The organism is Pseudonocardia sulfidoxydans NBRC 16205, from assembly GCF_007989085.1.
GTDB classification, from domain to species: domain Bacteria; phylum Actinomycetota; class Actinomycetes; order Mycobacteriales; family Pseudonocardiaceae; genus Pseudonocardia; species Pseudonocardia sulfidoxydans.
Genome location: NZ_BJVJ01000011.1, coordinates 1 through 26,404, shown reverse-complemented (window position 1 = coordinate 26,404; position 26,404 = coordinate 1). Strand labels below are relative to the sequence as shown.

The 26,404-nt window shown below is 72.9% G+C and carries 22 protein-coding genes; 12 read left to right on the top strand and 10 right to left on the bottom strand.

Going from position 1 to position 26,404, the window contains the following annotated elements:
- Positions 1-9 precede the first annotated feature (9 nt).
- The 4 genes from PSU4_RS08015 to PSU4_RS08000 form a co-directional block, all read right to left on the bottom strand.
- Positions 10-1,224, bottom strand: coding sequence for a cytochrome P450 (locus PSU4_RS08015; RefSeq protein ID WP_222596200.1), 1,215 nt, complete (start codon positions 1,222-1,224; stop codon positions 10-12).
- A 97-nt stretch (positions 1,225-1,321) separates the two neighbouring features.
- The gene (locus PSU4_RS08010; RefSeq protein WP_147104325.1) at positions 1,322-1,693 is read right to left on the bottom strand and encodes a nuclear transport factor 2 family protein; all 372 of its coding nucleotides are present in this window, start codon (positions 1,691-1,693) and stop codon (positions 1,322-1,324) included.
- Between the two features lie 40 nt (positions 1,694-1,733).
- Entirely contained in the window at positions 1,734-2,846 is a 1,113-nt protein-coding gene (locus PSU4_RS08005; protein ID WP_147104322.1) for an LLM class flavin-dependent oxidoreductase, read from the bottom strand.
- Complete coding sequence (locus tag PSU4_RS08000; protein ID WP_186816805.1) at positions 2,846-4,231, bottom strand: phytoene desaturase family protein; 1,386 nt, start codon at positions 4,229-4,231, stop codon at positions 2,846-2,848. The genes PSU4_RS08005 and PSU4_RS08000 overlap by 1 nt, the downstream gene beginning before the upstream one ends.
- A gap of 80 nt (positions 4,232-4,311) precedes the next feature.
- Here PSU4_RS08000 and PSU4_RS07995 point away from each other — a divergent pair, with 80 nt between their 5' ends.
- Positions 4,312-5,412 carry an NAD-dependent epimerase/dehydratase family protein gene (locus tag PSU4_RS07995; protein WP_147104315.1) on the top strand — a complete coding sequence of 367 codons (1,101 nt, stop codon included), beginning with the start codon at positions 4,312-4,314 and terminating at the stop codon, positions 5,410-5,412.
- Positions 5,413-5,662: 250 nt separating this feature from the next.
- On the opposite strand, the gene PSU4_RS07990 is transcribed toward PSU4_RS07995, so the two are convergent.
- From PSU4_RS07990 to PSU4_RS07965, 6 genes are read right to left on the bottom strand one after another with little or no spacing between them, the layout of a single operon-like run.
- Entirely contained in the window at positions 5,663-7,552 is a 1,890-nt protein-coding gene (locus tag PSU4_RS07990; protein WP_186816804.1) for an oxidoreductase, read from the bottom strand.
- Entirely contained in the window at positions 7,549-7,743 is a 195-nt protein-coding gene (locus PSU4_RS07985; RefSeq protein WP_147104309.1) for a ferredoxin, read from the bottom strand. The genes PSU4_RS07990 and PSU4_RS07985 overlap by 4 nt, the downstream gene beginning before the upstream one ends.
- Positions 7,740-8,939 (bottom strand): cytochrome P450, encoded by a 1,200-nt coding sequence (locus PSU4_RS07980; protein ID WP_147104307.1) that lies wholly within the window; start codon positions 8,937-8,939, stop codon positions 7,740-7,742. Before PSU4_RS07980 ends, PSU4_RS07985 begins: the two co-directional genes overlap by 4 nt.
- Complete coding sequence (locus tag PSU4_RS07975) at positions 8,936-9,706, bottom strand: ester cyclase (protein ID WP_147104304.1); 771 nt, start codon at positions 9,704-9,706, stop codon at positions 8,936-8,938. Before PSU4_RS07975 ends, PSU4_RS07980 begins: the two co-directional genes overlap by 4 nt.
- The gene (locus PSU4_RS07970) at positions 9,706-10,470 is read right to left on the bottom strand and encodes an enoyl-CoA hydratase/isomerase family protein (protein ID WP_186816803.1); all 765 of its coding nucleotides are present in this window, start codon (positions 10,468-10,470) and stop codon (positions 9,706-9,708) included. Before PSU4_RS07970 ends, PSU4_RS07975 begins: the two co-directional genes overlap by 1 nt.
- Positions 10,467-12,002 carry an acyl-CoA carboxylase subunit beta gene (locus PSU4_RS07965; RefSeq protein ID WP_147104298.1) on the bottom strand — a complete coding sequence of 512 codons (1,536 nt, stop codon included), beginning with the start codon at positions 12,000-12,002 and terminating at the stop codon, positions 10,467-10,469. The genes PSU4_RS07970 and PSU4_RS07965 overlap by 4 nt, the downstream gene beginning before the upstream one ends.
- 101 nt (positions 12,003-12,103) lie before the next feature.
- On the opposite strand from PSU4_RS07965, the gene PSU4_RS07960 reads away from it, so the two are divergent.
- The 11 genes from PSU4_RS07960 to proB all read left to right on the top strand — a co-directional run bounded on the left by PSU4_RS07960 (position 12,104) and on the right by proB (position 26,201).
- Entirely contained in the window at positions 12,104-13,825 is a 1,722-nt protein-coding gene (locus PSU4_RS07960; protein WP_147104295.1) for an acetyl/propionyl/methylcrotonyl-CoA carboxylase subunit alpha, read from the top strand.
- Positions 13,826-13,899: 74 nt separating this feature from the next.
- A complete protein-coding gene (locus PSU4_RS07955; RefSeq protein ID WP_147104292.1) occupies positions 13,900-14,691 on the top strand; it encodes a TspO/MBR family protein in 792 nt (263 codons plus the stop codon).
- Between the two features lie 105 nt (positions 14,692-14,796).
- Positions 14,797-15,675, top strand: coding sequence for a 4-hydroxy-tetrahydrodipicolinate synthase (gene dapA / locus PSU4_RS07950; protein WP_147104289.1), 879 nt, complete (start codon positions 14,797-14,799; stop codon positions 15,673-15,675).
- Between the two features lie 92 nt (positions 15,676-15,767).
- Complete coding sequence (locus PSU4_RS07945; protein ID WP_147104286.1) at positions 15,768-17,723, top strand: TIGR03960 family B12-binding radical SAM protein; 1,956 nt, start codon at positions 15,768-15,770, stop codon at positions 17,721-17,723.
- A complete protein-coding gene (locus tag PSU4_RS07940) occupies positions 17,716-18,267 on the top strand; it encodes a GNAT family N-acetyltransferase (protein ID WP_147104283.1) in 552 nt (183 codons plus the stop codon). The genes PSU4_RS07945 and PSU4_RS07940 overlap by 8 nt, the downstream gene beginning before the upstream one ends.
- Positions 18,268-18,295: 28 nt before the next feature.
- A complete protein-coding gene (locus PSU4_RS07935) occupies positions 18,296-19,081 on the top strand; it encodes a TIGR03936 family radical SAM-associated protein (protein ID WP_186816802.1) in 786 nt (261 codons plus the stop codon).
- A gap of 166 nt (positions 19,082-19,247) precedes the next feature.
- The gene (locus PSU4_RS07930; protein ID WP_147104281.1) at positions 19,248-22,670 is read left to right on the top strand and encodes a translation initiation factor IF-2 N-terminal domain-containing protein; all 3,423 of its coding nucleotides are present in this window, start codon (positions 19,248-19,250) and stop codon (positions 22,668-22,670) included.
- Positions 22,671-22,823: 153 nt separating this feature from the next.
- Positions 22,824-23,132: a 50S ribosomal protein L21 gene (gene rplU, locus PSU4_RS07925; protein ID WP_147104278.1), complete on the top strand. Its 309-nt coding sequence runs from the start codon at positions 22,824-22,826 to the stop codon at positions 23,130-23,132.
- A 12-nt stretch (positions 23,133-23,144) separates the two neighbouring features.
- Entirely contained in the window at positions 23,145-23,402 is a 258-nt protein-coding gene (rpmA, locus tag PSU4_RS07920; RefSeq protein WP_147104275.1) for a 50S ribosomal protein L27, read from the top strand.
- A gap of 85 nt (positions 23,403-23,487) precedes the next feature.
- A complete protein-coding gene (gene obgE / locus PSU4_RS07915) occupies positions 23,488-25,068 on the top strand; it encodes a GTPase ObgE (RefSeq protein ID WP_147104272.1) in 1,581 nt (526 codons plus the stop codon).
- Entirely contained in the window at positions 25,065-26,201 is a 1,137-nt protein-coding gene (gene proB, locus PSU4_RS07910; RefSeq protein WP_147104269.1) for a glutamate 5-kinase, read from the top strand. Before obgE ends, proB begins: the two co-directional genes overlap by 4 nt.
- Positions 26,202-26,404: the final 203 nt, after the last annotated feature.

Here is a 26,404-nt window from a genome sequence, read left to right as displayed (position 1 = left end):
CGGTCCCTCTCAGGCCGTGGGGGTGAACGTCAGGCGCAGCGACTGTGGCGCCCGCGTGAAGACGCCGTGCTCCGGCGGTGGGGAGCCGTCGGTGAACCGGATGTCGTCCATCGCGTCGAGCAGCTGGGCGATGCCGATCTCGAGCTCGGTGCGGGCCAGCAGTGCACCGACGCAGAAGTGCCGGCCCAGCGCGAAGGCGGTGTGGTTCGCGCCCGCGGTGTAGGCCCGGGACAGGTCGAGGTCGGGCCGGTGGATGTCGAAGGTGTCCGGGTCGGTGTACTGCTCGGGATCTCGGTTCGCAGCCCCGATCAGACACGTGACGGTCCTGCCCGCCTCGACCGTCCCGCCGGAGAGCTCGACGTCCTCCGCGGGCTGCCGCATGATCATGTGCACGGGGGGTGTGAGCCGGAGGGTCTCGGCGAAGGCGGCAGGGATCAGGCTGTGGTCCTCGCGGACGGCGCGCAGCTGGTCGGGGTGGGCGACGAGGTTGCGCATCACACTGGTGATCGCCTTGTCGGTGGTCTCCCCGCCGGCGACGAGCAGCAGGCTGCAGAACGCCTTGATCTCCTGGTCCGTCATCCGCACGCCGTCGATCTCCGCGGTGCACATGATCGAGAGCAGGTTGCCGCCGGGGTTCGCCTGGCGCTCGGCGATGATCGGCAGCAGGTACGCCTCGAGCTCGGCCTTGGTGCGCAGGCCGGCCTGGGTGACCTCCTCGTCGCCCGCCAGGTTCGCGAGGAAGGCCATGATCGCGGTGTACCAACGATGGAACAGAGCGTGGTCGCTCGTGGGCAGCCCGAGCATGTCGACGATGACGTTGATCGGGAACTTCGTCGCGTAGTCGGCGACGAGGTCGACGCTGCCCGACGCGCGGAAGCCGTCGATGAGGCTCGCCGAGTTGCGCGCGATGACGGGGACGAACTTCTCGGCGAGGTCCTTGCCGCGGAACGCGGACGCGACGAGGTTGCGTTTCGTCGAGTGCTCGCGGCCCTCCATCTGCAGGATCGTGCGGCCGTGCACGGGCTCGAGCTGCCACTCGTAGTTGCGGCTGGTGAAGACCGGCTCCTTGAACGCACGGGCGACGTCGCGGTAGCGGCTGATGACGTAGGAGCTGGTCGGCTCGTGCCAGATCAGCGGATGGGATTCGCGCATCACCTGGTAGGCGGAGTAGGGGTCTCGCGCGAACTCGGCGGACAGGATGTCCGGCGCGGTGGCTGTGGTCAAAGCGGACTCCCCAGACCTGGAGCGACGTTGTCTACCGGTCGTTTGGTGGAGACGACGCTAGCACCGTGATCCGACTGTGACAACTCCCACATCAGCGCTACCGGCCCCGGACCTGACGGTGGACGTCGCGCGTGTCGAACCAGGTGCGGACACGCACGATCAGGCCGTCGACGACGTCGAACACGTCGAGGGCGTCGAAGGCCACCACGCGCCCGTCGGCGAGCCGGCCGCGGAACGTGATCTCGCAGACGGCCACCCCCGGGGCCTCGATCCAGCGGGTGACGCGGTCCTCGTGCTCCGGGTAGCTCGCCAGCACCGCCGGGAAGTGCGCCAGGGCCGCGTCCCTGCCGTGGACCGGGGCTGCCCCGACCGTGAGGATCTCGACGTCGGGGGCGAACACGTCGGCCAGCGCCACGAACCGGCCGGAGTTCAACGCGGCGAAGTACCGCTCGACGACGACCCTGCTCACGACGCGCGCACTCGTGCCGCTGCGACGGCCGACGGTGAGCTCACGAGTCCAGCAGCTTCTTCAGCTCCGCCATCGCCGTGAACGACCAGCGCGCCAGCGACGGATCGCCGAACGCGGTGATGTTCCACATGACGAGATGCTCCAGACCGGCCTCGCGGTACTCGTACAACTGCTCGGCGACCTCGGCCGGGGTGCCGCAGAAGGCGTAGTGGCGCACCACCTCCGGCGGGATGGCGTCGATGACCCGCAACGACTCGGCGCGAGGGACCGTCGTCGGGATGAAGTCGTGGAAGCCCGAGCCGCCCGCCAGCGGGGGCTCGACGCCGAGGTCGCGGAACACCTGCGACGGCAGCAGCACACACAGCGCCCGAACCAGGGGAGCCTCCGTGAGGCGGCGGACCGCCTCGGTGTCCGGGCCCATCAGGACGTAGCCCAGCATCCCGGGCGTGATGCGCGCCGGGTCGCGGCCGGCGTCCTGCGCGGCGTGGCGGATCGTCGTCAACGACGTCGCGTAGTCCGGGGCGGTCATCTTGGTCGGCAGCCAGCCGTCGGCCTTCTCGCCGGTGAGCCGCAGCATCCGCGGGCCGTGGGCCGCGGTCCAGATCTCGGGGGGCGCGTCGCCGTAGGGGGACAGGCCCAGGACCGCCTGGTTCAACGTGTGGAACGTGCCCTCATAGTCGACCGGGCCGTCGGAGGACCAGAGCAGCCGCATGACGTCGATGCCCTCGGAGAGCTTCGCGACCGGCTTCTCGAACGACATCCCGTACGGCGTGACGTTGAGCTTCTCGCCGGTGCCGAGCCCGATGATCGCCCGGCCCTTCGTCACGTGGTCGAGCGTCAGCGCCGTCGCGGCCGCCATCGACGGGTCGCGCCGGATCAGGTCCGTGACGGCCACACCCACCTTGATCCGCTCGGTCTGCGCGCCGACGACGCCCATCATGATCATCGGGTCGAAATAGGTGTGCGGGTTGGCCTGTACCGCCGCCAGCGGCGTCAGGTCTGGAGTCCACATCGTGTCCGGGTGCCAGCCCATCAGGTGGTCGGGCCACCACACCGCGTCGTACCCGTCGGCCTCGCTGCGCTGCGCGAACCGCACCGCGGCGTCGGCGGGCGGCATGATCTGACCCGGTACGCCCAGCTGCAGGCGCTCCATCAGTAGCGCCACCCGTCGCCGAAGGCCGGGATCCGTCCGCCCAGGTAGTCCTCGACGCAGGTCAGCGCCGCGCGGGCCGCCCGGTCGGTGCCGATGCCGCGGCTGCGGAACGTCTCGCTCGCGAACCACAGCCCGTCGACGTTGGGTGCCCGCCAGTGCGGCCGGTACTTGCCGACGAGCCCCGGCATCTGGATCACCCCGAAGCTCGGCTCGAACACCAGGTGCCGACGACGCCAGATCGGGTTCGCCATCCCCGGCCACATGGTCTCGACGTCGTGCTCGAACGCGTCCATCGTCGCCCGGCACCACTCCCGGTCGCGGCCCTTCGAGCCGGGGATGATCGCGCCCATCACGTGCAGGTGCGTCCCGGGCGGGGAGCACGACGGGTCCATCGCGGACTGGTCGAACATGAAGCCGGACGAGCTCGTCGACGGCGTCGCGGTCCACGTCGCCAGCTCGCGCGGGTCGAACTGCGTGACCGGCTCCTCCGTCGCGATGTAGAGACCCAGCCATGCGATCCGGAACTTGTCCTGCGCCAGGAACTCGATCTGGGAGGCGTACCACTCCGGCAAGGCGTTGCGCGGCACCACGTTCAGCACGTTCCACACCGGCAACGTCGAGATGACGGCCGGCGCCTCGAGGATCTCCTCCTCGTAGAACTCGTTCGGCAGGATGCGCGGCTCGCGCCCGACCGCGACCCCCTTCACCGCGCCGTTCTCGATGACGACGCGCTCGACGTTCGTCCCCAGTCGCAGCTCGCCGCCGTGCTCGGTGATCGCGTCGGCGAGGTCGCGCCAGATGCCGTCCCAGCCCTGGCCGGGCCAGCACGAGTAGGCGGCGGTGTTGCGCTCCTCGAAGTGCATCTTGCGGACGTAGAGGTTGTCGCTCGCGGAGTGGTCGTACCAGTTCTCCGTCATGCATTCGAGCACCGAGATGAACTCGAAGAGGTCGACGACGCCCTGGTCGTCGGTGTACTGGTGGATCCACTCGCGCAGCGACCGGTCGTCCCAGTCGTCGAGGGCCTCGTACGGCGTCTCGACCAGGGCTTTGATGACCTTCTTCAGCTCCGTGCGGTCGGTGTAGCGGTCGCGGATCGAGCCCCAGCCCTTGCCGTTCTCCCAGATCGGCATGTCGTTGCTGACCTCACCGTGGATCAGCTCCTTGCCGACATGCTCGAAGACCTTCGTGATGCCCGATCCGCCGTCCTCGATGAGGTGCCCGCCGAGGTTGACGGTGAAGCCCTCGTCGGGGACGGCCATCGCGCGGCCGCCGAGGTAGGGGCTGCGGTCGAGGACGACGACGCGCTTGCCCTCCTTCGCCAGCAGCGCCCCCGCGGAGAGGCCGGCGGCCCCGGCTCCGATGACCACGACGTCGTAGCTCGGCATGACACCTCTCTCTACCAACCGACCGTTTGACGGTCTCATGGCGGGGCGGTTAGCGTCAATTCTCTACGGAGGGGGCGGGCGTGGGGACAGTTCTCGTGGTGGGCGGCACCGGGCCGACGGGGCCGCCGATCGTCTCCGGGCTGGTCGCCCGCGGGCACGACGTCACCGTCTTCCACACCGGGCGGCACGAGGTCGACCTACCGGATGTCCCGCACCTGCACGGCAGCCCCTTCTCCGCCGACGGAATCGCCTCGACCCTCCACGAGCGGACGTTCGACACCGTCGTCGCCACCTACGGACGCGTGCGGCTGCTCGCCTCACACCTCGCCGGGCGCTGCGGACATTTCGTCGCCGTCGGCGGGGTGCCGGTCTACGCGGGATACGTCGACCCCTCGGCCGTCTTCCCTCACGGTGTCCCGCTGCCGGTCCCCGAGGACGCGGCACGGGTCGCCCCCGACGCCCCGCGCTCCGCCGGATACGACGTCGCCCCCATCCGCCGCACCGAGGACGCCGTCTTCGCGCTCGGTTCCGCAGGGGGCTTCGGGGCCACCTACCTGCGCTATCCGACGATCTACGGCCCCCGCAACCCCTACGCCTGGGAGTGGAACGTCGTCCGCCGCGTCCTCGACGGCCGCCGCACCGTGATCCTCGCCGACGGCGGCCACGGCATCCACTCCCGCATGGCCGTCCGCAACGCCGCCGAGGCGGTGCTGCTCGCCGTCGACCGCCCCGACGTGGCGAGCGGCAAGGCCTACAACGTCGCCGACGACTGCTTGTTGACCTTCCGGCAGTGGGTGCAGCTGGTCGCGCGGGAGGCGGGGGCGGACCTGGTGATCCGGTCGCTGCCGCGGGAGCTGCCCAGCCCGGGGTGGGCGATGTCGGCGTTCGGCGGCGCGGAGGCCGCGTGCTGCATCCTCGACACCTCCCGGCTGCGCGACGACCTGGGCTACCGCGATGTCGTCACGGTGCGCGAGGGGCTGGCCGAGACGGTGCGCTGGATGCTCGACAACGAGGACCTGTTGCGCCGCACCGGGACCACCGATCCGTTCGACTATGCCGCCGAGGACGCCCTGCTGTCGGCCTACGACGCCGCCCTGGCGGGCCTGTCCACCGTGGCGGCCCCCTTCCGCACCGGCATCGGCCGCATGAAGGTCCCCCAAACGGCCAAGGGCTCCCTGTGAGCGGCGATAGTCGCTGGGGCGACTATCGCCGCTCACGAGGCCTGGAGCCGGCCCGCCGGCAGGGCAGCCTGCCCCCGCGCTGGAGCCAAACCCTGTGATCACCAGAAGTGGCGCTTCGGCGACGGATACGTCGCTCAGGTGCCACAACTGCTGATCAAGGAGCTTCAGGATCAGTTGCCCCGGCAGTCTGGCCTGGTCAGGGGTCGTGAGCGGCAATAGTCGCCCCAGCGACTATTGCCGCTCACAGGGGTTAGAGGGTGAGGGCTGCGTCGGCGCCTGAGTTGATGGCGCGGACGAAGTCGGCGGGGGTGTCGGCGTCGCCCAGGACGTGGACCTCGATGTCGTCCAGGGCCAGGTCGGCTGTGCCGGTCGGGCGCCAGCCGATGGCCAGCGCGACGACGTCGGCGGGCAGCTCGTGCCGCGCGCCGTCCGGGTCCTCCCAGGTCACCGTCTCGGGGGAGATGCTGACGACGGTCGCCCTCGTCAGGACCTCCACGCCGTCGCGTTTCAGAGCACGGACCAATTGCCGGCGGGTGATGGCCTCGATGCCTCGGCCGATGCTGCCGCGCATCTCGACGATCGCCACCTCGGCGCCCTGGGCCCGGACCAGCTCGGCGGTCTCGCAGCCGGTGGCGCTGCCGCCCACGACCACCAGCCGCGTCCCCGGCCCGACGGGCACCTCGCCGCGCAGCAGTGCCTGCGCGTCGTGGACGGTCGGGCCGTCGATGCCGGGGATCGGGGGGACGAGAGGATCGGCGCCGGTCGCGATCACCACGACGTCGGGGCGCTCGGCGCGGATCGTCGCCGCCGACACCGGTGACGAGGTGTGGACCTCCACGCCCAGCGCGGCCAGCCGGGCGGCCTGGAAATCCTTGAACCGCAACACCTCGTGCTTGCTCGGCGCCAACCCGGCGACCTCGAGCTTTCCGCCCAACGCGGGGTCGCGTTCCCAGATCGAGACGTCGTGGCCGCGCAGCCTGGCGATCCGGGCCGTCTCCAGCCCGGCGGGTCCGGACCCGACGACCAGCACCCGCCGCGGATGCGCAGCAGGCGTGACCGACCACGTCAGCTCCCGGCCGACCTCCGGGTTCACCGAGCAGCGGGCCCGCTCGCCGCGGCCCACCAGATCGACACAGGCGTTGCAGGCGATGCAGGGGCGGATTTCGTCGACACGGCCGGTCCGCACCAGAACCGGCCAGTCCGGTTCGGCGATCAGCCCGCGCCCCAACAGGATCAGGTCGGCCTCGCCGTTCTCGACCAGCTCCGCCGCGAGCACCGGATCGTCGAGGCGCCCGACCGCCATCACCGGCACGTCGACGGCCTCACGGACGGCGGCGGCCAGCTCCCGCATGTGCCCGCGCGGCACCGACATCGGGGCGAGCGTCTCCTGCAGCGTCAGCCAGGTCCCGGACGTCACGCTGATCGACGCGACCCCGGCGTCGGCCAGCATGCGCGCGACGGCGACCGCGTCGTCGATCATGAGTCCGCCCGGTTCGGCGTCGGTACCGTTGAGCCGCCACACCAGCGGGAGATCCACGGCCGCGACGATCGCCCGGGCCACCTCCACGGCGAACCGGGCCCTGTTCTGCAGGCAGCCGCCGTAGCCGTCCGTGCGGTGGTTGTGCTGCGGCGACAGGAAGTTCGACGGCAGGTAGCCGTGGGCGCCGTGAACCTCCAGGAAGTCGAAGCCGGCCTCACACGCGAAGACCGCGGCGCGCGCGTAGTCGGCGACGATCACCTCGATCTCGGGGACGGTCAGCTCATGGGGGACGGGCGAGAACGAGTTGAGCGGTACCGGGGACGGCGCGACCGACGGGCCGTCGACGACCTGCCGGCCGGGGTGCATGAGCTGCACGCCGACGGTGACGTCGTGGGGGCGCAGGGCGTCGACGACGCGGCGCAGCCCGGGCAGGTACTCGGGCCCGCTGATCCGGGGCTCGGGCCCGACGGTGTCGGCCGAGACCAGGCAGCCCTCGACGGTGATCGCGCCGACGCCGCCGCGGGCACGTCGTTCGTAGTAGGCGACGGTGTCGTCGGTGATGTGTCCGCCGTTGTCGAGACAGGTGCCCATGGGGGCCATGACCAGGCGGTTCTTCAGCGTCAGTGAGCCCAGGCGCGCCGGCGAGAACAGCACGCTCACGGCAAGACCCGCAGCGCGCGCGCCGGACACGACGCGACACCGAGCTCCGCGGTTGCCTCCTCGCCCGCAGGCACCTCACGGGACGGCCCGACGGCGGAGAAGCCGTCGTCGTCGAGAGGAAAGAGGTCGTAGTCGACGACGCCGCACTGTCCGTGGGCCTCGCACAGCGAGTTGTCGACGGCGATCCTCACGAGTGCCGCACCACCAGCCGGTCCATCGCCCGGGAGGCGAGCACGTCCTTCCAGACGGGCTCCTCCGCGAGCGCCAGGCCGGGCATGCGCGAGACGATCCGCGAGACCGCGATCCGCGTCTCCATCCGCGCCAGCTGCGCCCCGATGCACGCGTGGATGCCCTTGCCGAACGCGATGTGCGGGTTGGGGTTGCGGCCCAGGTCGAGGGTGTCGGGGTCGTCGAAACGCATCGGGTCGCGGTTGGCCGACGCCAGGACCAGGTGGACGCGTTCGCCGGGGGAGATGCGTTTGCCGCGGACCTCGGTCTCGGCGACGACCCAGCGGTTGAGCACCTTGATCGGCCCGTCGAAGCGCAGCAGTTCCTCGACGGCGGGGCCGATGAGGTCGGGGTCGGCGCGGAGGCGGTCGAGCTGGTCGGGGTGGCGCAGCAGGGCGAGCGTCGCGTTGGCGATCGAGTTGGTCGTGGTCTCGTGGCCCGCGAACAGCAGCAACGCGCACATGGCGACGAGCTCGTCGTCGGAGAGCAGGTCGTCGCCGTCGCGCGCCATGAGGGCGGACAGCATGTCGTCGCCGAGGGCGCGGCGGCGGTGGTCGACGAGCGTGTGGAAGTAGGCGTCCATCTCGCGCAGCCCGCGCAGGGCCCGCTGGTGGCGGTCGGCCCGGGCGGCGCCGCCGGTGCCGAACGCGACGAGGGCCAGCTCGTCGGACCATTCGCGGAAGCGGTCGCGGTCGGCGGGGGGCGCGCCGAGCATCGTCGCGATCACGATGGCGGGCAACGGGTACGCGACCTCGGAGATGAGGTCCTGCGCGCCGTCGCCTTCCAGGAACGCCGACAACAACCTGTCGACGATCGCCGTGATCTGTTCGCCCATGACGGCGATGCGCTGGCCCTTGAACGCGCCCGCGGCGAGCCTGCGCAGCCGGGTGTGCTCGGGCGGGTCGGTGACGACCATCCAGCCCGCCAGCAGCCCCAGCACGTCGGAGGCCGCGCTCGGTTCTTTGCGCCGGGCCAGCACGGGCCGGACGCGGTCGTTGGAGAAGGCCTTGTTGCGGAAGGCATCGGAGACGTCGTCGTAGCGGGTGATGAGCCAGGCGCGGTGGGCCTCGCTCCAGTGCACCGGATCGGTGTCGCGAAGCGAGCGGAACACCGCGTAGGGGTCGGCGCTGGCGGCGGGGGCGGTGAGGTCGACGGTCACGACGCGCTCCTGATCGAGGAGAGCGACCGGGCGAGGCCGAGCCGGTCGCGCACGACGTGCCCGCCGACGACCCGGCCGTCCCCGACCCGGACGAGCCCGACCATGTGCAGGGTGGCGGGGCGGCCGATCATCGCCGGGTCGACGTCGAGCCCGCCGCTGTAGGTGCCGGTGCGCGTGGCCCGGAACGCCACGTCCGGGCCTGCGGAGAAGAGGTCGTCCGTCCGGGACGACGCGTCCGCGAGCAGCGCGGGGGAGTCGTCGACGATGACGCCGTCGCCGTCGCGACCGATCCACGCGCGCACGACGGCCTCGGCCTCAGGAGAAGGCGCCGCGGCAACTGTGTCCCACGGCGCTGTCGCCGGCGCCTCGACGACCGCCGTCGGTCCGCCGGCGAGCTGCCGTCGGCGGGACAGGTAGTCCTGTTCCACGAAGTTGTCGACGAGCTTGCGCCCGTTCCAGCGGTAGAGCCCGAGGCCCGTCCACACCGCGGCGGCGCCGTCGTGGCGGACCGAGCGGCCGTGCTCGGAGAACCGCATCGCGAGGCGCTCGCCGTTGGTGACGATCTCGTGGACCGTCAGGCACAGGCCCGGGAACTCGGTGAACTGCTTGCGCGCGGCAGGGATGTAGAGCTCGTCGCGGCCCGCGACCTCGTGCGGGCCCATCCGCAGCGTGTAGCCGGGTTCCATGATCTCGGCGCAGACGCTGGTGTCGTGGCGGTTGGTGTAGTCGTTGACGTAGCGGCGCATCAGCGCGACGAACGGCTCCATCAGCGCCCCTCGAACGTCGGCGCCCGCTTCCCGACGAACGCCGCGATGCCCTCGGCGGCGTCGTCGGTGGCGTGCAGTGCGGTGAGCGCGGCGGTGGAGTGGTCGAACTCGCCGCGGTCGACACCCCGGTTGACCAGGCCTTTCCCGGCGGCGATGGCGAGGGGTGCCTTGGCCGCGATCGCGGCGGCCAGCTCCCGCGCCGTGTCCATGAGCGACGCCGCAGGGACGACCTTCTGGGCCAGCCCGATCCGCAGCGCGGTGGCGGCGTCGACACGCTCGCCGGTGAACATCAGCAGCTTGGTCCAGTGCCGACCGATGGCCGACGGCGCGCGCAGCACCCCGAACCCGGGCACCAGCCCGACGGCGGTCTCGGGCATCCCGAAGGTCGCGGTGTCGGCGGCGATCACGATGTCGCAGGCCAGGGCCAGTTCGCAGCCGCCGCCCATCGCGTAGCCGTTGACCGCGGCGATCACGGGCAGCGGGGACTCCTCGACGGCGGCGAAGGTGCGCATGCAGTCGCGTTGGAACTCGCGCTTGGCGGCGGTGTCGGTCAGCGAGGCGAAGCTCGCGATGTCACCGCCCGCGGAGAACGCCTTCTCGCCGGCGCCGGTGACGATCAGGGCGCGGGTGCGGCCGTCGGACTCCAGGCGCGCCAAGGCTTCCCGCACCTCGGGCCAGAAGGTGCGGCCCATCGCGTTGAGCCGGGCGGGATCGTCGATGGTCAGAGTCGCGACGGCGTCGTCGCTCTCCACTCTGATGTTCACGGGCGGCCCCCGAGCGTGATGTCGATGCTCGTCGCGATCACGTGCCGGGTCGCGGCGGGCTCGATGACGTCGTCGAGGGACAGGTGCGCGGCGGCCTCCCACGGCTCGGCCTCGCTGACCCACTCCGCGGTCAGTTCCGCGACGAGCGCCGCGTGCGCCTCGGGCCCCTCCTCGGCGAGCACCCTCTCCAGCTTGCGACGGTGGATCGTGCGGATCCCGGTCTCCGGCGCCATGAACCCCAGCTCCGCCGACGGCCAGGCGTAGAGGAAGTCGGGCTTCGTCGGACGTCCGCCCATGGCGAAGTGTCCGCCGCCGTAGGCCTTGCGCAGCACCACCCCGACCTTCGGGACGGTCGCCTCGGCGATCGCGGAGACCAGCACCTCGTAGCCGCGCAGGATGCCGCCGCGCTCAGCCTGGGTGCCGATCATCAGGCCGGGGACGTCGTGCAGGAACACCAGCGGCACGCCGAACGTGTCGCACAGCCGCACGAACGCGGCCTCCTTGGCCAGCGCGGCGGGGTCGAGCGCGCCGGCGCGGACGATCGGCTGGTTCCCGATCAGTCCGACGACCCGGCCCTCGATCCGGGCCAGCGCGCACAGCAGCGACGAGCCCCAGCCGTCGGCCCACGGCAGGATGCTCGCGGCGTCGGCGATGCAGGCGAAGACGTCGCGCATGTCGTACCCGGCGCGGGCGCCGAGCGGGACGATGTCGGCCAGGTCGGCCGGATCCCGTTGCGGCGGAAGGGGTGGCGCGACCGGTGGGGGCAGCGTCGAGTTCTGCGGGAGGTAGGACAGGAAGGCGGCGACGGCGTCCATCGCGTCGGCCTCGGTGTCGACGACGAGGTGCGCGTTGCCGGCCTCGGTGGCCGCGGCGGGGCCGCCCAGAGCGTCGTCGCTGACCTTCTCGCCGATCGCGGGCTCCACGACCGACGGACCCGACAGCGCGATCGACCCGCTGCGCACCATGACGACGTAGTGCGCCGTCGACGCGTGCAGCGCCGAGTCGCCGTAGGACGGCCCGAGCACCGCCGCGACCCGGGGCACGACGGGCTCGCCGGGTGGGGGCTTGAGGAAGGTGGTGAAGTCCAGCGGCAGCCCGGAGAAGCGCCAGCCCGAGACGTCGGGCATGCGGCCGCCGTCGGCGTCGCAGAGCAGGACGAGGGGGAAGCCGTGCCGCTGCGCGTGCTCGATCAGCCGCCCCTGCTTGCGCATGCTGATCGGCGCGGTGGTGCCCGCGACGACGCTGGAGTCGATCCCGATGACGCCGACGCGGCGGCCGTCGAGCAGCCCGAAGCCGGTGACGACGGCGTCGCCGGGGATGGGCTTCTCGCGGCGCAGCTCGGGGAGGGCGAGGGCACCGATCTCGAACCAGCTGTCGGGGTCGACGAGCATGTCGATCCGCTCGCGGACGGGCAGCCGTCCGGACTCGCGGTGGCGTCGCAGGCCCTCGGGTCCGCCGCTGGCGTGGGCGGCCTCCTGCTTCTCGCGCAACGCGGCGACCCTGTCGGCCATCGTCTCGCTGGATGCGGTCACGGGACCTCCGATCGGTCGTGCAGGGTCCTCGGCGACCGACGCTAGACTACCAGACGGTCGATTGGTAGATAGAGTGCGACGACCCAAGCCCAGGAGGTCCCGTGCGGACAGTGCTCGTCGCCAACCGCGGTGAGATCGCGGTCAGGATCCTGCGCGCCTGCCGGGAGCTGGGGCTGCGCACGGTGGCCGTGTTCAGCGACGCCGACGCCGCCGCGCCGCACGTCGCGATGGCCGACGAGGCGGTCCGGATCGGCCCCGCACCGGCCCGGTCGTCCTACCTCGACGTCGACGCGATCCTCGACGCCGCGAAGAGCACCGGTGCCGACGCCGTGCACCCCGGGTACGGGCTGCTCAGCGAGGACGCCGCCTTCGCCGCGGCCGTCACCGCCGCGGGACTGATGTTCGTCGGCCCGGCCGCCGACGTCGTCGCGCGCATGGGGGACAAGGTCGCCGCCCGCGCGGTGGCCGTCGCGTGCGGGGTTCCGGTCCCGCCCGGCTCCGGCCCCGTGACCGCGGCCTCGGCACGAGCGGCAGCCGAGGGCATCGGGTTCCCGCTCGTCGTCAAGGCCACGCACGGCGGCGGCGGGCGGGGGATGCGCGTCGTCACGGGCGCGGAGGGGCTGGACGGCGCCGTCGCCGCCGCCGGGCGGGAGGCCGCCGCGTCGTTCGGCCGGTCCGAGGTCCACCTGGAGCGCTACCTGGAACGGCCGCGACACGTCGAGGTACAGGTCGTCGGCGACACCCACGCCACGATCGTCCACCTCGGCGACCGCGACTGCTCGGTGCAACGCCGCCACCAGAAGCTGATCGAGGAGGCCCCGGCGCCGGGCCTGGATCCCGGTCTCCGGACGGCGCTCGCCGACGCAGCGGTGCGCCTGGCCCGGACCGTCGGCTACGTCGGCGCGGGGACCGTGGAGTTCCTCGTCCTCCCGGGGACCGGCGAGTTCTTCTTCCTGGAGATGAACACCCGGCTGCAGGTCGAGCACGGGGTGACGGAGCTGGTCACGGGCCTGGACCTCGTCGCCACCCAGCTGCGCGTCGCGGCGGGGGAGCCGCTGGCGTTCAGCCAGGACGACGTCGTGATCCGCGGGCACGCGATCCAGGCCCGGATCGCCGCCGAGGACCCGTGGGAGGGCTTCCGGCCGGCGCCGGGCCGCGTCGACACCCTTGTCCTGCCGCAAGGGCCCGGGGTCCGCAACGACTTCGGCGTCTCACACGAGGGAACAGTCGCCCCCGAGTACGACTCGATGTTCGGCAAGGTCCTCGCCCACGGCGCCGACCGGGAGTCCGCGCGGCGCAGGCTCGTCGGAGCGCTCGACGAACTGCGCGTCGAGGGCATCCCGACGACCGCGCCGTACCTGCGCTCGGTGCTGGACTCGGCGTCGTTCATCGCGGCGACCCACGACACGGGGTCGGTCGGGCGGGAGTGGGCGCCGGACCCCGGTGCACGGCCGCACGCTCCGGTGCCGCAACGGGGCGAGAACAGCAGGCGTGTCCGCATCGCCACCGACCGCGGTGTCGTCGAGGTCGACGTGCACGGCGCCGTCCCGCGGGCCGTCCCGCGGGCCGCCCGCGCCTCCCACGTCCCGGCCGGCTCCATCGGGGCCACCGACGCGCCGGCCGTCGCCCCGATGGACGCCACCGTCGTCGAGGTGCGGGTCGCGGTCGGTCAGCAGGTCGCCGCGGGAGACGTCGTCGCAGTCCTCGAAGCCATGAAGATGGAGATGGAGGTCCGCGCCGGCGTCGCCGGGGAGGTCACCGCCGTGCTGGTCGAGGCGGGCGCCCCGGTCGCCGCGGGCGGCCCACTCATCAGTCTGACCTGAAGACTCACGAGCCGTGGGTCGACGGGCCGAGATCCCGACTGGCCGCAGCGGCCCAGCGGCGGGAGCATTGCGGCATGACCGTTACGGCGCCCCGCAGTACGCTCTCCGACCTCGTCCGCGGCGCAGTCGTGCTGGTGCTCGCGCTGGTGCAGACCGTCGTCGCCGGATTCGGCGGTTCCGGTGCGATCGGTGACGGGGTCGGCGTCGTCGCCAACGACAATCCCACGCCGGTGCTCGCCGCCGGCTGGGCGTTCTCCATCTGGGGGCTCATCTACCTGGGGTTCCTCGCCTACGCCGTGTTCGCGTTGCTGCCCTCCCAGCGGTCCCGGGCCGTCCACCGGCGCACCGGTTGGTGGCTGGCGGCCTCCGCCGTCCTGAACCCGCTGTGGATCCTCGCGTTCGGTTCCCGCCAGATCCTCGCGGCCGAGATCGTGATCATCGCCCTCCTCGTGTGCCTTGCGGTGGTGTTCGGCCGGCTCTCCCACGAGCCCGCGGCGAGCCCGGTCGAGCGTGCACTGTTCCGCGCACCGGTCGCGATCTACACGGGCTGGGTGTCGTTCGCGACAGTGCTCGGCACCGCCGCGACCGGCGTCGCGGAAGGGCTGCCCGGCGACGGTGCGCTCGCCCTCGCCGCCGCGATCACCGTGCTGCTGGTGACGGCCGGAATCGTGTGCTGGGTCGTCAACACCGGGACCGCGGTCGTCGGCTATGCCGCGGCGACCGTGTGGGCGCTCGTCGGGGTCGCGACGAACGACCGGCCCGTCGCCGTGACGATCACCGCCCTGTTCGCCGCGGCGCTGATCGTCTGGGTGACCGCCCGCCGCGTCGGCCGCTCGGTGCAGCCGACCCGCCTGGCCTGGGGCTGACCGCACCGCCGGGTGAGTGGCCCACGGCACTGGGACTCGGCCGAATCCACCCGGACGGGTAGCGTCGTCGCCCGGCATCCCGGTACGGCGCGAAGGACGAACACCATGATCACCGGCAGCATCGTCGCGATCGTCACCCCGATGCGGGTGGACGGCTCCGTCGACATGGACGCCCTCGCCAAGCTCGTCGACCGCACGATCGAGGCGGGGACCGCGGCCGTCGTGTCGGTGGGCACCACCGGCGAGTCGGCGACGCTGTCGGTCGAGGAGCACACCGACGTCATCCGGCACACCATCGACGTCTCCGCCGGCCGCGTCCCGGTCATCGCCGGCACCGGCGCGAACAGCACCAGCGAGGCCATCCACCTCACCCGGGCCGCGAAGAGCGCCGGTGCCGACGCCGCGCTGCTCGTCACGCCCTACTACAACAAGCCCCCGCAGGAGGGCTTGTACCGGCACTTCAAGGCCGTTGCCGAGGCCGTCGACCTGCCGCAGTACCTCTACAACGTCCCCGGCCGCACCGCGTGCGACATGCTGCCGTCGACGGTCGAGCGCCTCGCCGAGGTGCCCAACATCGTCGGGCTCAAGGAGGCCAAGGGCGACCTCGACCGGGTGCGCGACCTCGTCGCGCTCGGGCTGACCGACTTCGCCCTCTACTCCGGCGACGACGGCACCGCCCGCGCCTCGATGCTCGCCGGGTTCCACGGCGACATCTCGGTGACGGCCAACGTCGCGCCCGAGGCCATGGCGCGGATGTGCAACGCCGCCGTCGCCGGCGACGACGAGACCGCCTCGGAGATCGACGCGACGCTCGCCGGCCTGCACCGCGCCCTGTTCTCCGAGCCCAACCCGATCCCGGTGAAGTGGGCGCTGGCCGAGCTCGGCCTGATCGAGGCGGGCATCCGGCTGCCGCTGGTCCCGCTCGACGAGATGCACCACGAGGACGTCCGTGCCGCCCTGCGCTCGGCGGGCCTGCTGGAGTGAGGTCGTGAGTGGCAATAGTCGCTACAGCGACTATTGCCACTCACAGGGGCGCCGGCGTCGCCGCGGTGACGACGCGACTACCCTGACGCTGCGTGACCTCAGTGTTCCCCGACCTCGAACCGCTGCTGCCCCGCGTCTCCAAGCCGGTGCAGTACGTCGGCGGCGAGCTCAACGCCCAGGTGGCCGACGAGGACGAGTGGGACGCGACGCCGGTCCGCTGGGCGCTGATGTACCCCGACGCGTACGAGGTCGGGCTCCCCAACCAGGGCGTCATGATCCTCTACGAGGTGCTCAACGAGCGCCCCGATGCGCTGGCCGAGCGCTGCTACGCCGTGTGGCCCGACCTCGAGGCCCTGCTGCGTGAGCACCGGGTGCCGGCGTTCACCGTCGACGGGCACCGCCCCGTCGGCGACTTCGACGTCCTCGGCGTCAGCTTCTCCACCGAGCTCGGCTACACCAACCTGCTGACGACGCTCGACCTCGCCGGCATCCCGCTGCACACCGCCGACCGCGACGAGTCCCACCCCGTCGTCCTCATGGGTGGGCACGCCGCGTTCAACCCCGAACCGATGACGGACTTCGTCGACGTCGTCGCGCTGGGCGACGGCGAGGAGGTCGTCGGCGACATCACCGGCGTCATCCGCGACTGGAAGGCCAAGGGCCGCCCGGGCGGGCGCGCGGAGCTGCTCGACCGGCTCGCGGTCACCGACGGCTGCTACGTCCCCGCCCGCTACGACGTCACCTACGGCGACGACGGCGCGATCGCCGCGGTCGAGCCCGTCGGCGGGGCGCCCCGCAGCGTCCAGAAGCGCACCACCCGCGACCTCGACGACTGGCCCTACCCGAAGGCGCCGCTGGTCCCGCTGGCCGAGACCGTGCACGAGCGGGCGAGCGTCGAGATCTTCCGTGGGTGCACCCGCGGCTGCCGCTTCTGCCAGGCGGGCATGATCACCCGCCCGGTGCGGGAGCGGTCGCTGCAGGGGATCGGCGAGATGGTCGACACGGCCGTGCGCGCCAGCGGTTTCGACGAGGTCGGCCTGCTGTCGCTGTCGAGCGCCGACCACTCCGAGATCGCCGAGATCACCAAGGGCCTGGCCGACCGCTACGAGGGCTCCAACACCTCGCTGTCGCTCCCGTCGACCCGCGTCGACGCCTTCAACATCGACCTGGCCAACGAGATCTCGCGCAACGGCCGCCGGTCCGGGCTGACGTTCGCCCCCGAGGGCGGGTCGGAGCGGATCCGGCGCGTCATCAACAAGATGGTGTCCGAGGAGGACCTCATCCGGACGGTGTCGGAGGCGTTCGCGCAGGGCTGGCGGCAGGTCAAGCTCTACTTCATGTGCGGACTGCCCACCGAGGAGGACTCCGACGTCCTCGAGATCGCCGGGATGGCGCACCGCGTCATCAAGGCAGGGCGCGCGGCGTCGGGGCACAACGACGTCCGCTGCACCATCTCCATCGGCGGGTTCGTCCCCAAGCCGCACACCCCGTTCCAGTGGGCGCCGCAGGCGCACCCCGACGTGGTCGACGAGCGGCTGCGCAAGCTGCGCGAGGCCGTGAACTCCGACCGGCGGCTCGGCCGCAACGTCGGCATGCGCTACCACGACGGCAAGCCGTCGCTGATCGAAGGCCTGCTCGCGCGCGGCGACCGGCGCGTCGGCCGGGTCATCGAGCGGGTGTGGCGCGAGGGCGGCCGGTTCGACGGCTGGAGCGAGCACTTCTCCTTCGAGCGCTGGACCGAGGCGGCCGCGGCCGAGCTGGGCCCGCTCGGGGTCTCGCTCGACTGGTTCACCACGCGTGAGCGCGACCGCGACGAGGTCCTGCCCTGGGACCACCTGGACTCCGGCCTGGAGCGCGACTGGCTCTGGGACGACTGGCAGGAAGCCCTCGCGGGCGGCGAGCAGGACGACTGCCGCTGGACGCCGTGCTTCGACTGCGGCGTGTGCCCGTCGACGGGCCAGGACATCCAGGTCGGTCCCAGCGGGACACAGCTGATCCCGCTGACGGTCGCGAGCCCCGTCGGCGGGAACCGGTTCGGGAGTGCCTGAGCCCGCATCGGTGTCCGCGCCCGGCCCGCAGGGGCCGGGCTCGGCGGCGCGGCCCGAGTTCGTGGTGCGGGTCGCCGACGAGCGCGACGTCGAGTCGCTCGCCGCGCTGCGCCGGGCCTGGCTGGAGGAACGGGCCGGCGCGCCCGTCGAGGACCCCGGGTTCGAGGCCGCGTTCGCGCAGTGGTGGCGCACCGAGCAGCCGCGGCGCACGTTCTGGCTGGCCGAGGTGGGGTCCGACCGGGCGGGCTGGACGCCGATCGGGTCGATCAACGTCGTGGAGATCGTGTCGATGCCACGGCCGGGGTCGCGCGGGGGCAAGGTGGGGCAGGTCGGCAACGCGTTCGTGCTGGCCGGGTTCGCCGACCGCGGCGTCCCGCGCGCACTGCTCGAGGCGGCCGTCGACCACGCGGGGGAACGCCGCTACCGGCGGCTCATGCTCGCCCCGACGGCGGGCAGCGCGTCGTTCTACCGGCGTGCGGGGTTCGCGCCGGCGGGGGAGACGCTGCTGGTGCTCGACCCGTTCGCCGCCCCGGATCACGGCTGACGGCGCCCACCTCCGTACCCTTCGGTTCATGGCGCGCGTACGGCCCGGCGAGGCGGCGAACCCGGCACCCCCGACGGTGCAGCGGATTCGGGTGCGCTTCGCCAAGCGGGGCCGGCTGCGTTTCCTGTCGCACCGCGACATCGCCCGGGCGTTCGAACGTGCGGTGCGCCGCGCGGGGGTCCCGGTGTCGCACTCGCACGGGTTCAGCCCGCACCCGCGGCTGTCCTGGATCGGCGCCGCGCCCACCGGTGCGGCGAGCGAGGCCGAGTACCTGGAGATCGGGTTGACCCGCGAGGTCGATCCCGCGCAGCTGGTCGACGCGCTCGACCGGGCCCTGCCGTCGGGGCTCGACGTGCTCGAGGCCGCCGTCGCCACGCCGCCCGCGCTGGCCGACCGGATCGACGCCGTGCGCTGGGCCGTCGAGCTGCCCGGGGTGGCCGAGGGGGAGCTCCGCGCGGCCGTCGAGGCGCTGCTGGCGGAGGAGTCCGTCGTCATCGAGCGTGTCACGCCCTCGGGTCGCAAGCAGATCGACGTCCGGAAAGCCCTGGTGAAGGCCGCGGTCGTGACCGCGAGCAACGGTCCCGGGCTCGCGACCGGCACCGCAGCGGTTGCGGGCTGTGCGATACTGACCGCGGTCGTGCGGCAGACGACACCCGCCGTTCGACCCGACGATGTGTTGGGTGCACTCGACGTTGTCGCAGGCCTCACGCCGCCGGTACCCGCGAGGGCGACCCGGATGGCGCAGGGACTGCTCGACGACTCGGGTGAGCTCGCCGATCCGCTCGGCACTGACCGGGTCACCGCCCAGGTCTGAGCGGCTCGGTGCGACGGAGGCGCCCCCGCGCCGCGCCGCGGCCACCGTCGAGATACACCGCAGCCGAGGATTGCTCCCCACGCACCGCGCGGGGAGAGAACGAATGACGTAGGGCCCCTGCGCGGCCGCCCCCCCACCAGGAGGCGCCCGGGGGCGAAGGAGATGGATGTCGAACAACGATGCGCCCGCCGGTAGCACCGGCGGGCCGTCCGTGCTGGCCGACCTGCCCGCCAAGATGCGGGTGCACGCCCTGGCCAAGCTGATCGGACGCACCAGTCGCGAGGTGCTCGCGACCCTGTCGGAGCTGGGCGCCGAGGTGCGCAGCCCGCAGTCGAGCGTCGAGCGGGCGCTCGCCGAGCGGGTCGTCACGGCCCTGCTGCCCGACGCCGACGCCGAGGGCGAGACGGCCGTCGCCGACGACGCCTACGAGGACGCCACGACCACGGTCGCCGCGCCCGCGCTCCCCGAGATCCCGGCCGACGACGCGGCCGCCGCCGCGGCGGGTGAGGCCGCCGTCGCCGCCGATCCCGGCGCCGCCGAGGCCGACGAGGCCAGCGCGCCGCCCCCGCTGTTCGCCGCGCCGGTCTTCCAGGCCCCCGCCGCCGAGCGCCGCGCGACCCGCCGCGCCCGCGCCGCGTCGTCCGCCCCCGAGGCGGCCGACCCGTTCCGCGTCGTCGAGCCGGCCGCGCCCACCACGGGCCCCGCCGACGCCCCGGCCGACGCCGCCGACGACACCACGGACGAGACCGCCGACGACACCGAGACCGACGAGGCGACCGACGCCGACGACTCCGACGACGACGCCTCCGGCCGCCGGCGTCGCCGTCGCGGCCGCCGTGGCCGCGGGCGGGGCAAGGGCACCGACGCCGACAACGGCGACGCCGAGGCCGGCGACACCGACCCCGAGTCCGACGGGCCCGACGCCGCCACGTCCGACTCCGCCGACCCGGGCGCCGGCTCCGAGGAGCCCGACGCCGACCCCGACTCCGGTGACGACGACGGAGACGACGCCGACGCCTCCGACGACGCCTCCGACGAGACCGGCGGCTCCCGCCGCCGGCGCCGTCGGCGCCGCCGTCGCGGCAACGGGGACGAGACCGACTCCTCCGACGACCCGCCCGGCACCGTCACCCGCGTCCGCACCCCCCGCGACCGCAGCAGCGACGACGAGGCCTCCGACGGCGTGCAGAGCGTCCGCGGCTCGACCCGGCTCGAGGCCAAGCGCCAGCGCCGCCGCGACGGCCGCGACGCCGGCCGCCGCCGCGTCCCGATCCTCACCGAGGCCGAGTTCCTGGCCCGCCGCGAGTCCGTCGACCGCTCGATGGTCGTGCGCGAGCACGGCGACCGCGTCGAGATCGCCGTCCTCGAGGACGACGTGCTCGTCGAGCACTTCGTCGCGGGCGGCTCAAGCGACGGCAACGGCCCGTCGGGCTCGTCGATGGTGGGCAACATCCACCTCGGCCGCGTGCAGAACGTGCTGCCCAGCATGGAGGCCGCGTTCGTCGACATCGGGCGCGGCCGCAACGCCGTGCTCTACGCCGGCGAGGTCGACTGGGACGCCGCCGGCCTCAACGGCAAGGCCCGCCGCATCGAGCAGGCCCTGTCCACCGGCGACAGCGTCCTCGTCCAGGTCACCAAGGACCCCATCGGGCACAAGGGCGCCCGGCTGACCACCCAGATCAGCCTCGCCGGCCGCTTCCTCGTCTACGTCCCCTCGGGCGGCACCGCCGGGATCAGCCGCAAGCTGCCCGACACCGAGCGCAAGCGCCTCAAGGACATGCTCAAGGAGATCGTCCCGTCCGAGGCCGGGGTGATCATCCGGACCGCGTCCGAGGGCGTCACCCAGGAGGCCCTGGAGCGTGACGTGCGTCGCCTGCAGGCGCAGTGGGACGTCGTCAAGAGCAAGGCCGACGCCACCGGCCCGAACAAGGTGAAGGCCCCGGCGCTGCTCTACGAGGAGCCCGACCTGCTGGTCAAGGTCGTCCGCGACCAGTTCAACGAGGACTTCACCCGCCTCGTCGTCTCCGGCGACGACGCGTGGGAGACCGTCTCCAACTACATCGGTCACGTCGCCCCGGAGCTGTCGGAGCGGCTGCACCGCCACGTCGGCCCCGGCGACGTCTTCACCGAATACCGCATCGACGAGCAGCTGCTCAAGGCGCTCGACCGCAAGGTGTGGCTCCCCTCGGGCGGCACCCTGGTCATCGACCGCACCGAGGCGATGACGGTCGTCGACGTCAACACCGGCAAGTTCACCGGGTCCGGCGGCAACCTCGAGGAGACCGTCACCCGCAACAACCTCGAGGCGGCCGAGGAGATCGTCCGCCAGCTGCGGCTGCGCGACATCGGCGGCATCATCGTCGTCGACTTCATCGACATGGTGCTCGAGGCCAACCGCGACCTCGTGCTGCGCAGGCTCACCGAGTGCCTGGCCCGCGACCGGACCCGCCACCAGGTGGCCGAGGTGACCTCGCTCGGACTGGTGCAGATGACGCGCAAGCGCGTCGGCGGCGGCCTGCTGGAGCACTTCTCCACGCCGTGCGAGCACTGCCGTGGCCGTGGCGTCATCGTCTCGACCGACGGCGACACCAAGGGCGACAAGAGCGAGCACAAGCACGACAAGGGCGACCGGCAGAACGAGCGGGAGGGCCGCCGCGGCCGCAACCGCAACCGTCGCGACGACGCGCGTCCGGAGCAGACCGAGGAGCGCCACTCGGCGTCGGCCGACATCGCCGTCGTCGCGGCGTCGATCGCCTCGGAGAACAAGCCCGCCGAGACCAGGGCCGAGCCGCCCGTGCTGCGGCTCGCCGGTGCCGACGACCCCGACGGTGCCGCCTCGGAGGCCCCCGCGGCTGCGCCGGCTCGTGTGGCCGACGAAGCTCCTGTGGCCGACGAAGCTCCTGTGGCCGACGAAGCTCCTGCGACCGACGAAGCTCCTGCGGCCGACGACGCTCCCGTGGCCGACGCGGCTCCTGCGGCCGACGCGGCTCCCGGGCAGGACGACGCGCCGCGCGGCCGGGCCCGCAGGGTCCGGTCCCGCCGGGGGTCGACCACCTCCGACGAGGCCGTGGAATCCGTGGAGTCTGCGGAATCCGAGGGTTCGGCGGAGGCTGTGCCCACGCCGGCGCCCGTCGACGCGGCGATCACCGGTGCCACAGCGGCCGACGAGGCCCCTGCCGCCACGGCTCCCGCGACCACCGACGACACCCCCGCCGCTGTCGCCGGGCACGCCGAGAGCAACGGCGCCCCGACCAGCAACGGTGCCGCGGCGGCGCTCAACGGGCGCGACCCGGTGCCCGCCAACCGCGTCGCACCGCACGTCGACGGCGAGACCGCCGCCGTGGCCGAGGCGGCCGCCGCTGAGCGTCCGCGCCGCCGCCGTGGCCGCGTCACCCGCACCGCGGGATCCCCGAGCGGGGCGGCCGCGGCCGTCATCACCGCACCGCTGCCCGCGCCCGCGTCGGAGGAGGCCGCGGCCGCCCCCGTCACGGTCGCGCCGCAGCCCGAACCCGTCACCGAGGCACGTCCGCGCAGGCAGCGGCGTACCGCATCCCGCCCGGCGGGGCCCCCGTCGGGAACCGACGAGTAGGACGGGGATCAGACCGGGGACCCGGTTTGACCCTGTAGAAATCAGTTCCGTACCCTGGGACATCGGAGCCGCGCCCGCGAAGATCGACGGGATGTGGCGGCGTGCACGCAGCGCGCCTCGTGTCCCCCGATATTCAGGAGTCGTGCGTCAACGATGTACGCGATCGTCAAGACCGGCGGCAAGCAGTACAAGGTGGCCGTGGACGACGTGCTGACCGTCGAGAAGATCGACGGTGAGCCCGGCGCCGAGATCAGCCTGCCGGCCCTGCTGCTCGTCGACGGCGACCAGCTCACCACCGACGCGGACGCGTTGGCCAAGGCCTCGGTGACCGCCACGGTCGTCGAGCACACCAAGGGCCCGAAGATCCGCATCCACAAGTTCAAGAACAAGACCGGGTACCACAAGCGTCAGGGCCACCGTCAGCCTCTGACCAAGGTCCAGGTCACCGCGATCAGCAAGTAAGGAGACCTGGACATGGCTCACAAGAAGGGTGCGTCCAGCTCGCGTAACGGGCGGGACTCCAACGCCCAGCGGCTCGGCGTCAAGCGTTTCGGCGGCCAGGCCGTCAACGCGGGCGAGATCCTCGTCCGCCAGCGCGGCACCAAGTTCCACCCGGGCGACGGTGTCGGCCGCGGTGGCGACGACACGCTGTTCGCGCTGGTCGAGGGCTCGGTCGAGTTCGGCTTCAAGCGCGGTCGCAAGACCGTGAACGTGGTCCCGGTCCAGGTCTGAGGCCTGCACCACCGCGATCTTCAGCAACGGCGGGCTCCCCTCCCAGGGTGGCCCGCCGTTTGCGTGTTCATGACGTAGGAGAAACCTGATGTCTCGGTTCGTCGACCGGGTCGTTGTCCACGCGACCGCGGGCAGCGGTGGCAACGGCTGCGCGTCGGTCCACCGGGAGAAGTTCAAACCCCTCGGCGGGCCCGACGGGGGCAACGGCGGCCGTGGCGGCTCGATCGTCCTGGTCGTCGACCCCGGGGTGCACACCCTGCTCGACTTCCACCACCGCCCGCACGCCAAGGCCCGCAACGGCAAGGAGGGGCAGGGCAGCTTCCGCGCCGGCGCCAACGCCGAGGACATGGAACTGGCGGTCCCCGACGGCACCGTCGTCTTCGACGAGGACGGCGAGATCGTCGCCGACCTCGTCGGTGCCGGCACCCGCTTCGTCGCCGCCGAGGGCGGGCGCGGCGGGCTCGGCAACGCGGCACTGTCGTCGGCCGCGCGCAAGGCCCCCGGGTTCGCACTCCTGGGCGAGGAGGGTGAGACCCGCGAGCTGGTCCTCGAACTGCGGTCCATGGCCGACGTCGGCCTCGTCGGGTTCCCGTCGGCGGGTAAGTCGTCGCTGGTCGCGGCGCTGTCGCAGGCCCGCCCGAAGATCGCCGACTACCCCTTCACCACCCTCGTGCCGCAGCTCGGCGTCGTCAGCGCGGGCGACTCGGTGTTCACCGTCGCCGACGTCCCCGGCCTCATCCCCGGCGCCTCCGAGGGCCGCGGCCTCGGCCTCGACTTCCTGCGCCACATCGAACGCTGCTCCGTGCTGGTCCACGTCGTCGACTGCGCGACCTTCGAACCCGGCCGCGACCCGGTCGCCGACGTCCGCGCCCTCGAGGAGGAGCTCGCCCGCTACACCCCCGCCCTCGGCGGGGACCTCGCGGAGCGGCCCCGGCTCATCGCCCTCAACAAGATCGACGTCCCCGACGCGGCCGACCTCGTCGACATCGTCACCGCCGACCTGACCGCCGAGTTCGGCTGGCCCATCTTCGCGATCTCCACCGCCAGCCACGCCGGGCTGCGCGAGCTCACGTTCGCCATGGCCGAGCAGGTCGCCGCGTACCGGGCGGCGCAGCCCGTCCCCGAGGCGACCCGCGTCGTCATCCGGCCCCAGGCCGTCGACGACGCCGGCTTCACCGTCGAACGCGACCCGGAGGAGGAGGGCGGGTTCGTCGTGCGCGGGCCGCGGCCCGAACGCTGGATCCGCCAGACCAACTTCGCCAACGACGAGGCCGTCGGCTACCTCGCCGACCGGCTCGCCCGCCTCGGCGTCGAGGAGGCGCTGGCCAAGGCCGGTGCCGTGCCCGGGTGCCCGGTCACGATCGGCGACTACGTGTTCGAGTGGGAGCCCACCACACCCGCCGGGGTGGCGACGCTCATGTCGGGCCGCGGCACCGACCGGCGCCTCGAGCAGAACGACCGCGTCAGCGCCTCGGTCCGCAAGGCCGCCCGCGCCGACCGGCGCCGCCACCGCACCGACGCGGAGCTCGCCGCGGAGGCCGAGGCCGACCTCGGCGACGACCCCGACGACGTGCCCGACGTCGCCGCAGACGAGGACCCCTGGAACGAGGACGTCTGGGCCGACGAGCCCGGCCCCGAGGACGCAGAGCAGACGAGCCGGCGATGACCCCACGCGCCGTCCCCACGCCGCGCGAGCAGCTCGCCGCGGCGCGGCGGATCGTCGTCAAGGTGGGGTCGTCGTCGCTGACGAGCCTCGACGGCGGCATCGACCCCACCCGGCTCGACCGGCTCGTGGACGCTCTCGCCGGGCGGCGCGCCGCAGGCACCCAGGTCGTGCTCGTCTCCTCCGGTGCCATCGCCGCCGGGCTCGCCCCGCTGCGGCTGCACCGCCGGCCCCGCGACCTCGCCACCCAGCAGGCCGCGGCGTCCGTCGGGCAGCTGCTGCTCGCGCACGCCTACTCGGCGTCGTTCGCGCGGTTCGACCTCGCCATCGGCCAGGTCCTGCTCACCGCCGACGACATGATCCGCCGCTCGCACTACCGCAACGCCCAGCGCACCCTCGAACGCCTCCTCGGGCTCGACGTGCTGCCCGTCGTCAACGAGAACGACACCGTCGCCACCGACGAGATCCGCGTCGGCGACAACGACCGGCTCGCCGCGCTCGTCGCCCACATCGTCGGCGCCGACGGGCTCGTCCTGCTCTCCGACGTCGACGGCCTCTACGACGGCGACCCCCGCAAACCCGGGTCGTCGCTGGTCGCGGAGGTCGACGACCCCGCCGACCTGCAGGCCGTCCAGATCGCGAAGCCCGGCCAGGCCAGCCTCGGCCGTGGCGGGATGGCCACCAAGATCACCGCGGCGGCGATGGCCTCGGCCGCCGGCATCCCCGTGCTGCTGACCTCCGCCGAGGAGGTCACCGCCGCCCTCGACACCGCCGCCGACGGCCCCAAGACCGGCACCGCGTTCCGGCCGTCGGGGCGACGGATGTCGGCGCGCCGGTTCTGGCTGCGCCACGCCGCCGACGTCCACGGCCGCCTCGACCTCGACGCGGGCGCCGTTGCCGCTGTCATCGGCCGCCGACGATCGCTGCTGGCCGCGGGCATCCACGGTCTCTCCGGCGACTTCGTCTCCGGTGACGTCGTCGACCTCGTCGGCCCCGACGGGGTCGTCGTCGCGCGGGGCGTCGTGGGGTACGACGCGAGCGAGCTCCCCGGGATCATCGGGCGCCGCACTTCGCAGCTGCCCCCCGAGCAGCGCCGCGAGGTCGTCCACGCCGACGACCTCGTCCCCCTGACCTGACCCCCCGCATCCGCCGGGCGCGGGCGGTGCCGGAAGGGGCAAGAACCGCGCGCAACCTCACTGTCGTGGATCCGCTCTGGGACGACCGTGAGGTTGCGGGCGGTTGTGAGGTTGGTCGGGGGTGGGCCGGGGTCGGGCGCAACCTGAGCGTCGTGGATCCGCTCTGGGAGGACTGTGAGGTTGCGGGCGGTTGTGAGGTCGGG

What these genes read in the sequence shown, in the direction of transcription:
- PSU4_RS07975 (WP_147104304.1), bottom strand. Translation starts at nt 9,706, where the DNA reads ATGGAGCCGTTCGTCGCGCTGATGCGCCGCTACGTCAACGACTACACC.
- rplU (WP_147104278.1), top strand. Translation starts at nt 22,824, where the DNA reads ATGTACGCGATCGTCAAGACCGGCGGCAAGCAGTACAAGGTGGCCGTG.
- PSU4_RS07955 (WP_147104292.1), top strand. Translation starts at nt 13,900, where the DNA reads ATGACCGTTACGGCGCCCCGCAGTACGCTCTCCGACCTCGTCCGCGGC.
- dapA (WP_147104289.1), top strand. Translation starts at nt 14,797, where the DNA reads ATGATCACCGGCAGCATCGTCGCGATCGTCACCCCGATGCGGGTGGAC.
- PSU4_RS07935 (WP_186816802.1), top strand. Translation starts at nt 18,296, where the DNA reads ATGGCGCGCGTACGGCCCGGCGAGGCGGCGAACCCGGCACCCCCGACG.
- PSU4_RS08000 (WP_186816805.1), bottom strand. Translation starts at nt 4,231, where the DNA reads ATGCCGAGCTACGACGTCGTGGTCATCGGAGCCGGGGCCGCCGGCCTC.
- rpmA (WP_147104275.1), top strand. Translation starts at nt 23,145, where the DNA reads ATGGCTCACAAGAAGGGTGCGTCCAGCTCGCGTAACGGGCGGGACTCC.
- PSU4_RS08005 (WP_147104322.1), bottom strand. Translation starts at nt 2,846, where the DNA reads ATGGAGCGCCTGCAGCTGGGCGTACCGGGTCAGATCATGCCGCCCGCC.
- proB (WP_147104269.1), top strand. Translation starts at nt 25,065, where the DNA reads ATGACCCCACGCGCCGTCCCCACGCCGCGCGAGCAGCTCGCCGCGGCG.
- PSU4_RS07930 (WP_147104281.1), top strand. Translation starts at nt 19,248, where the DNA reads ATGTCGAACAACGATGCGCCCGCCGGTAGCACCGGCGGGCCGTCCGTG.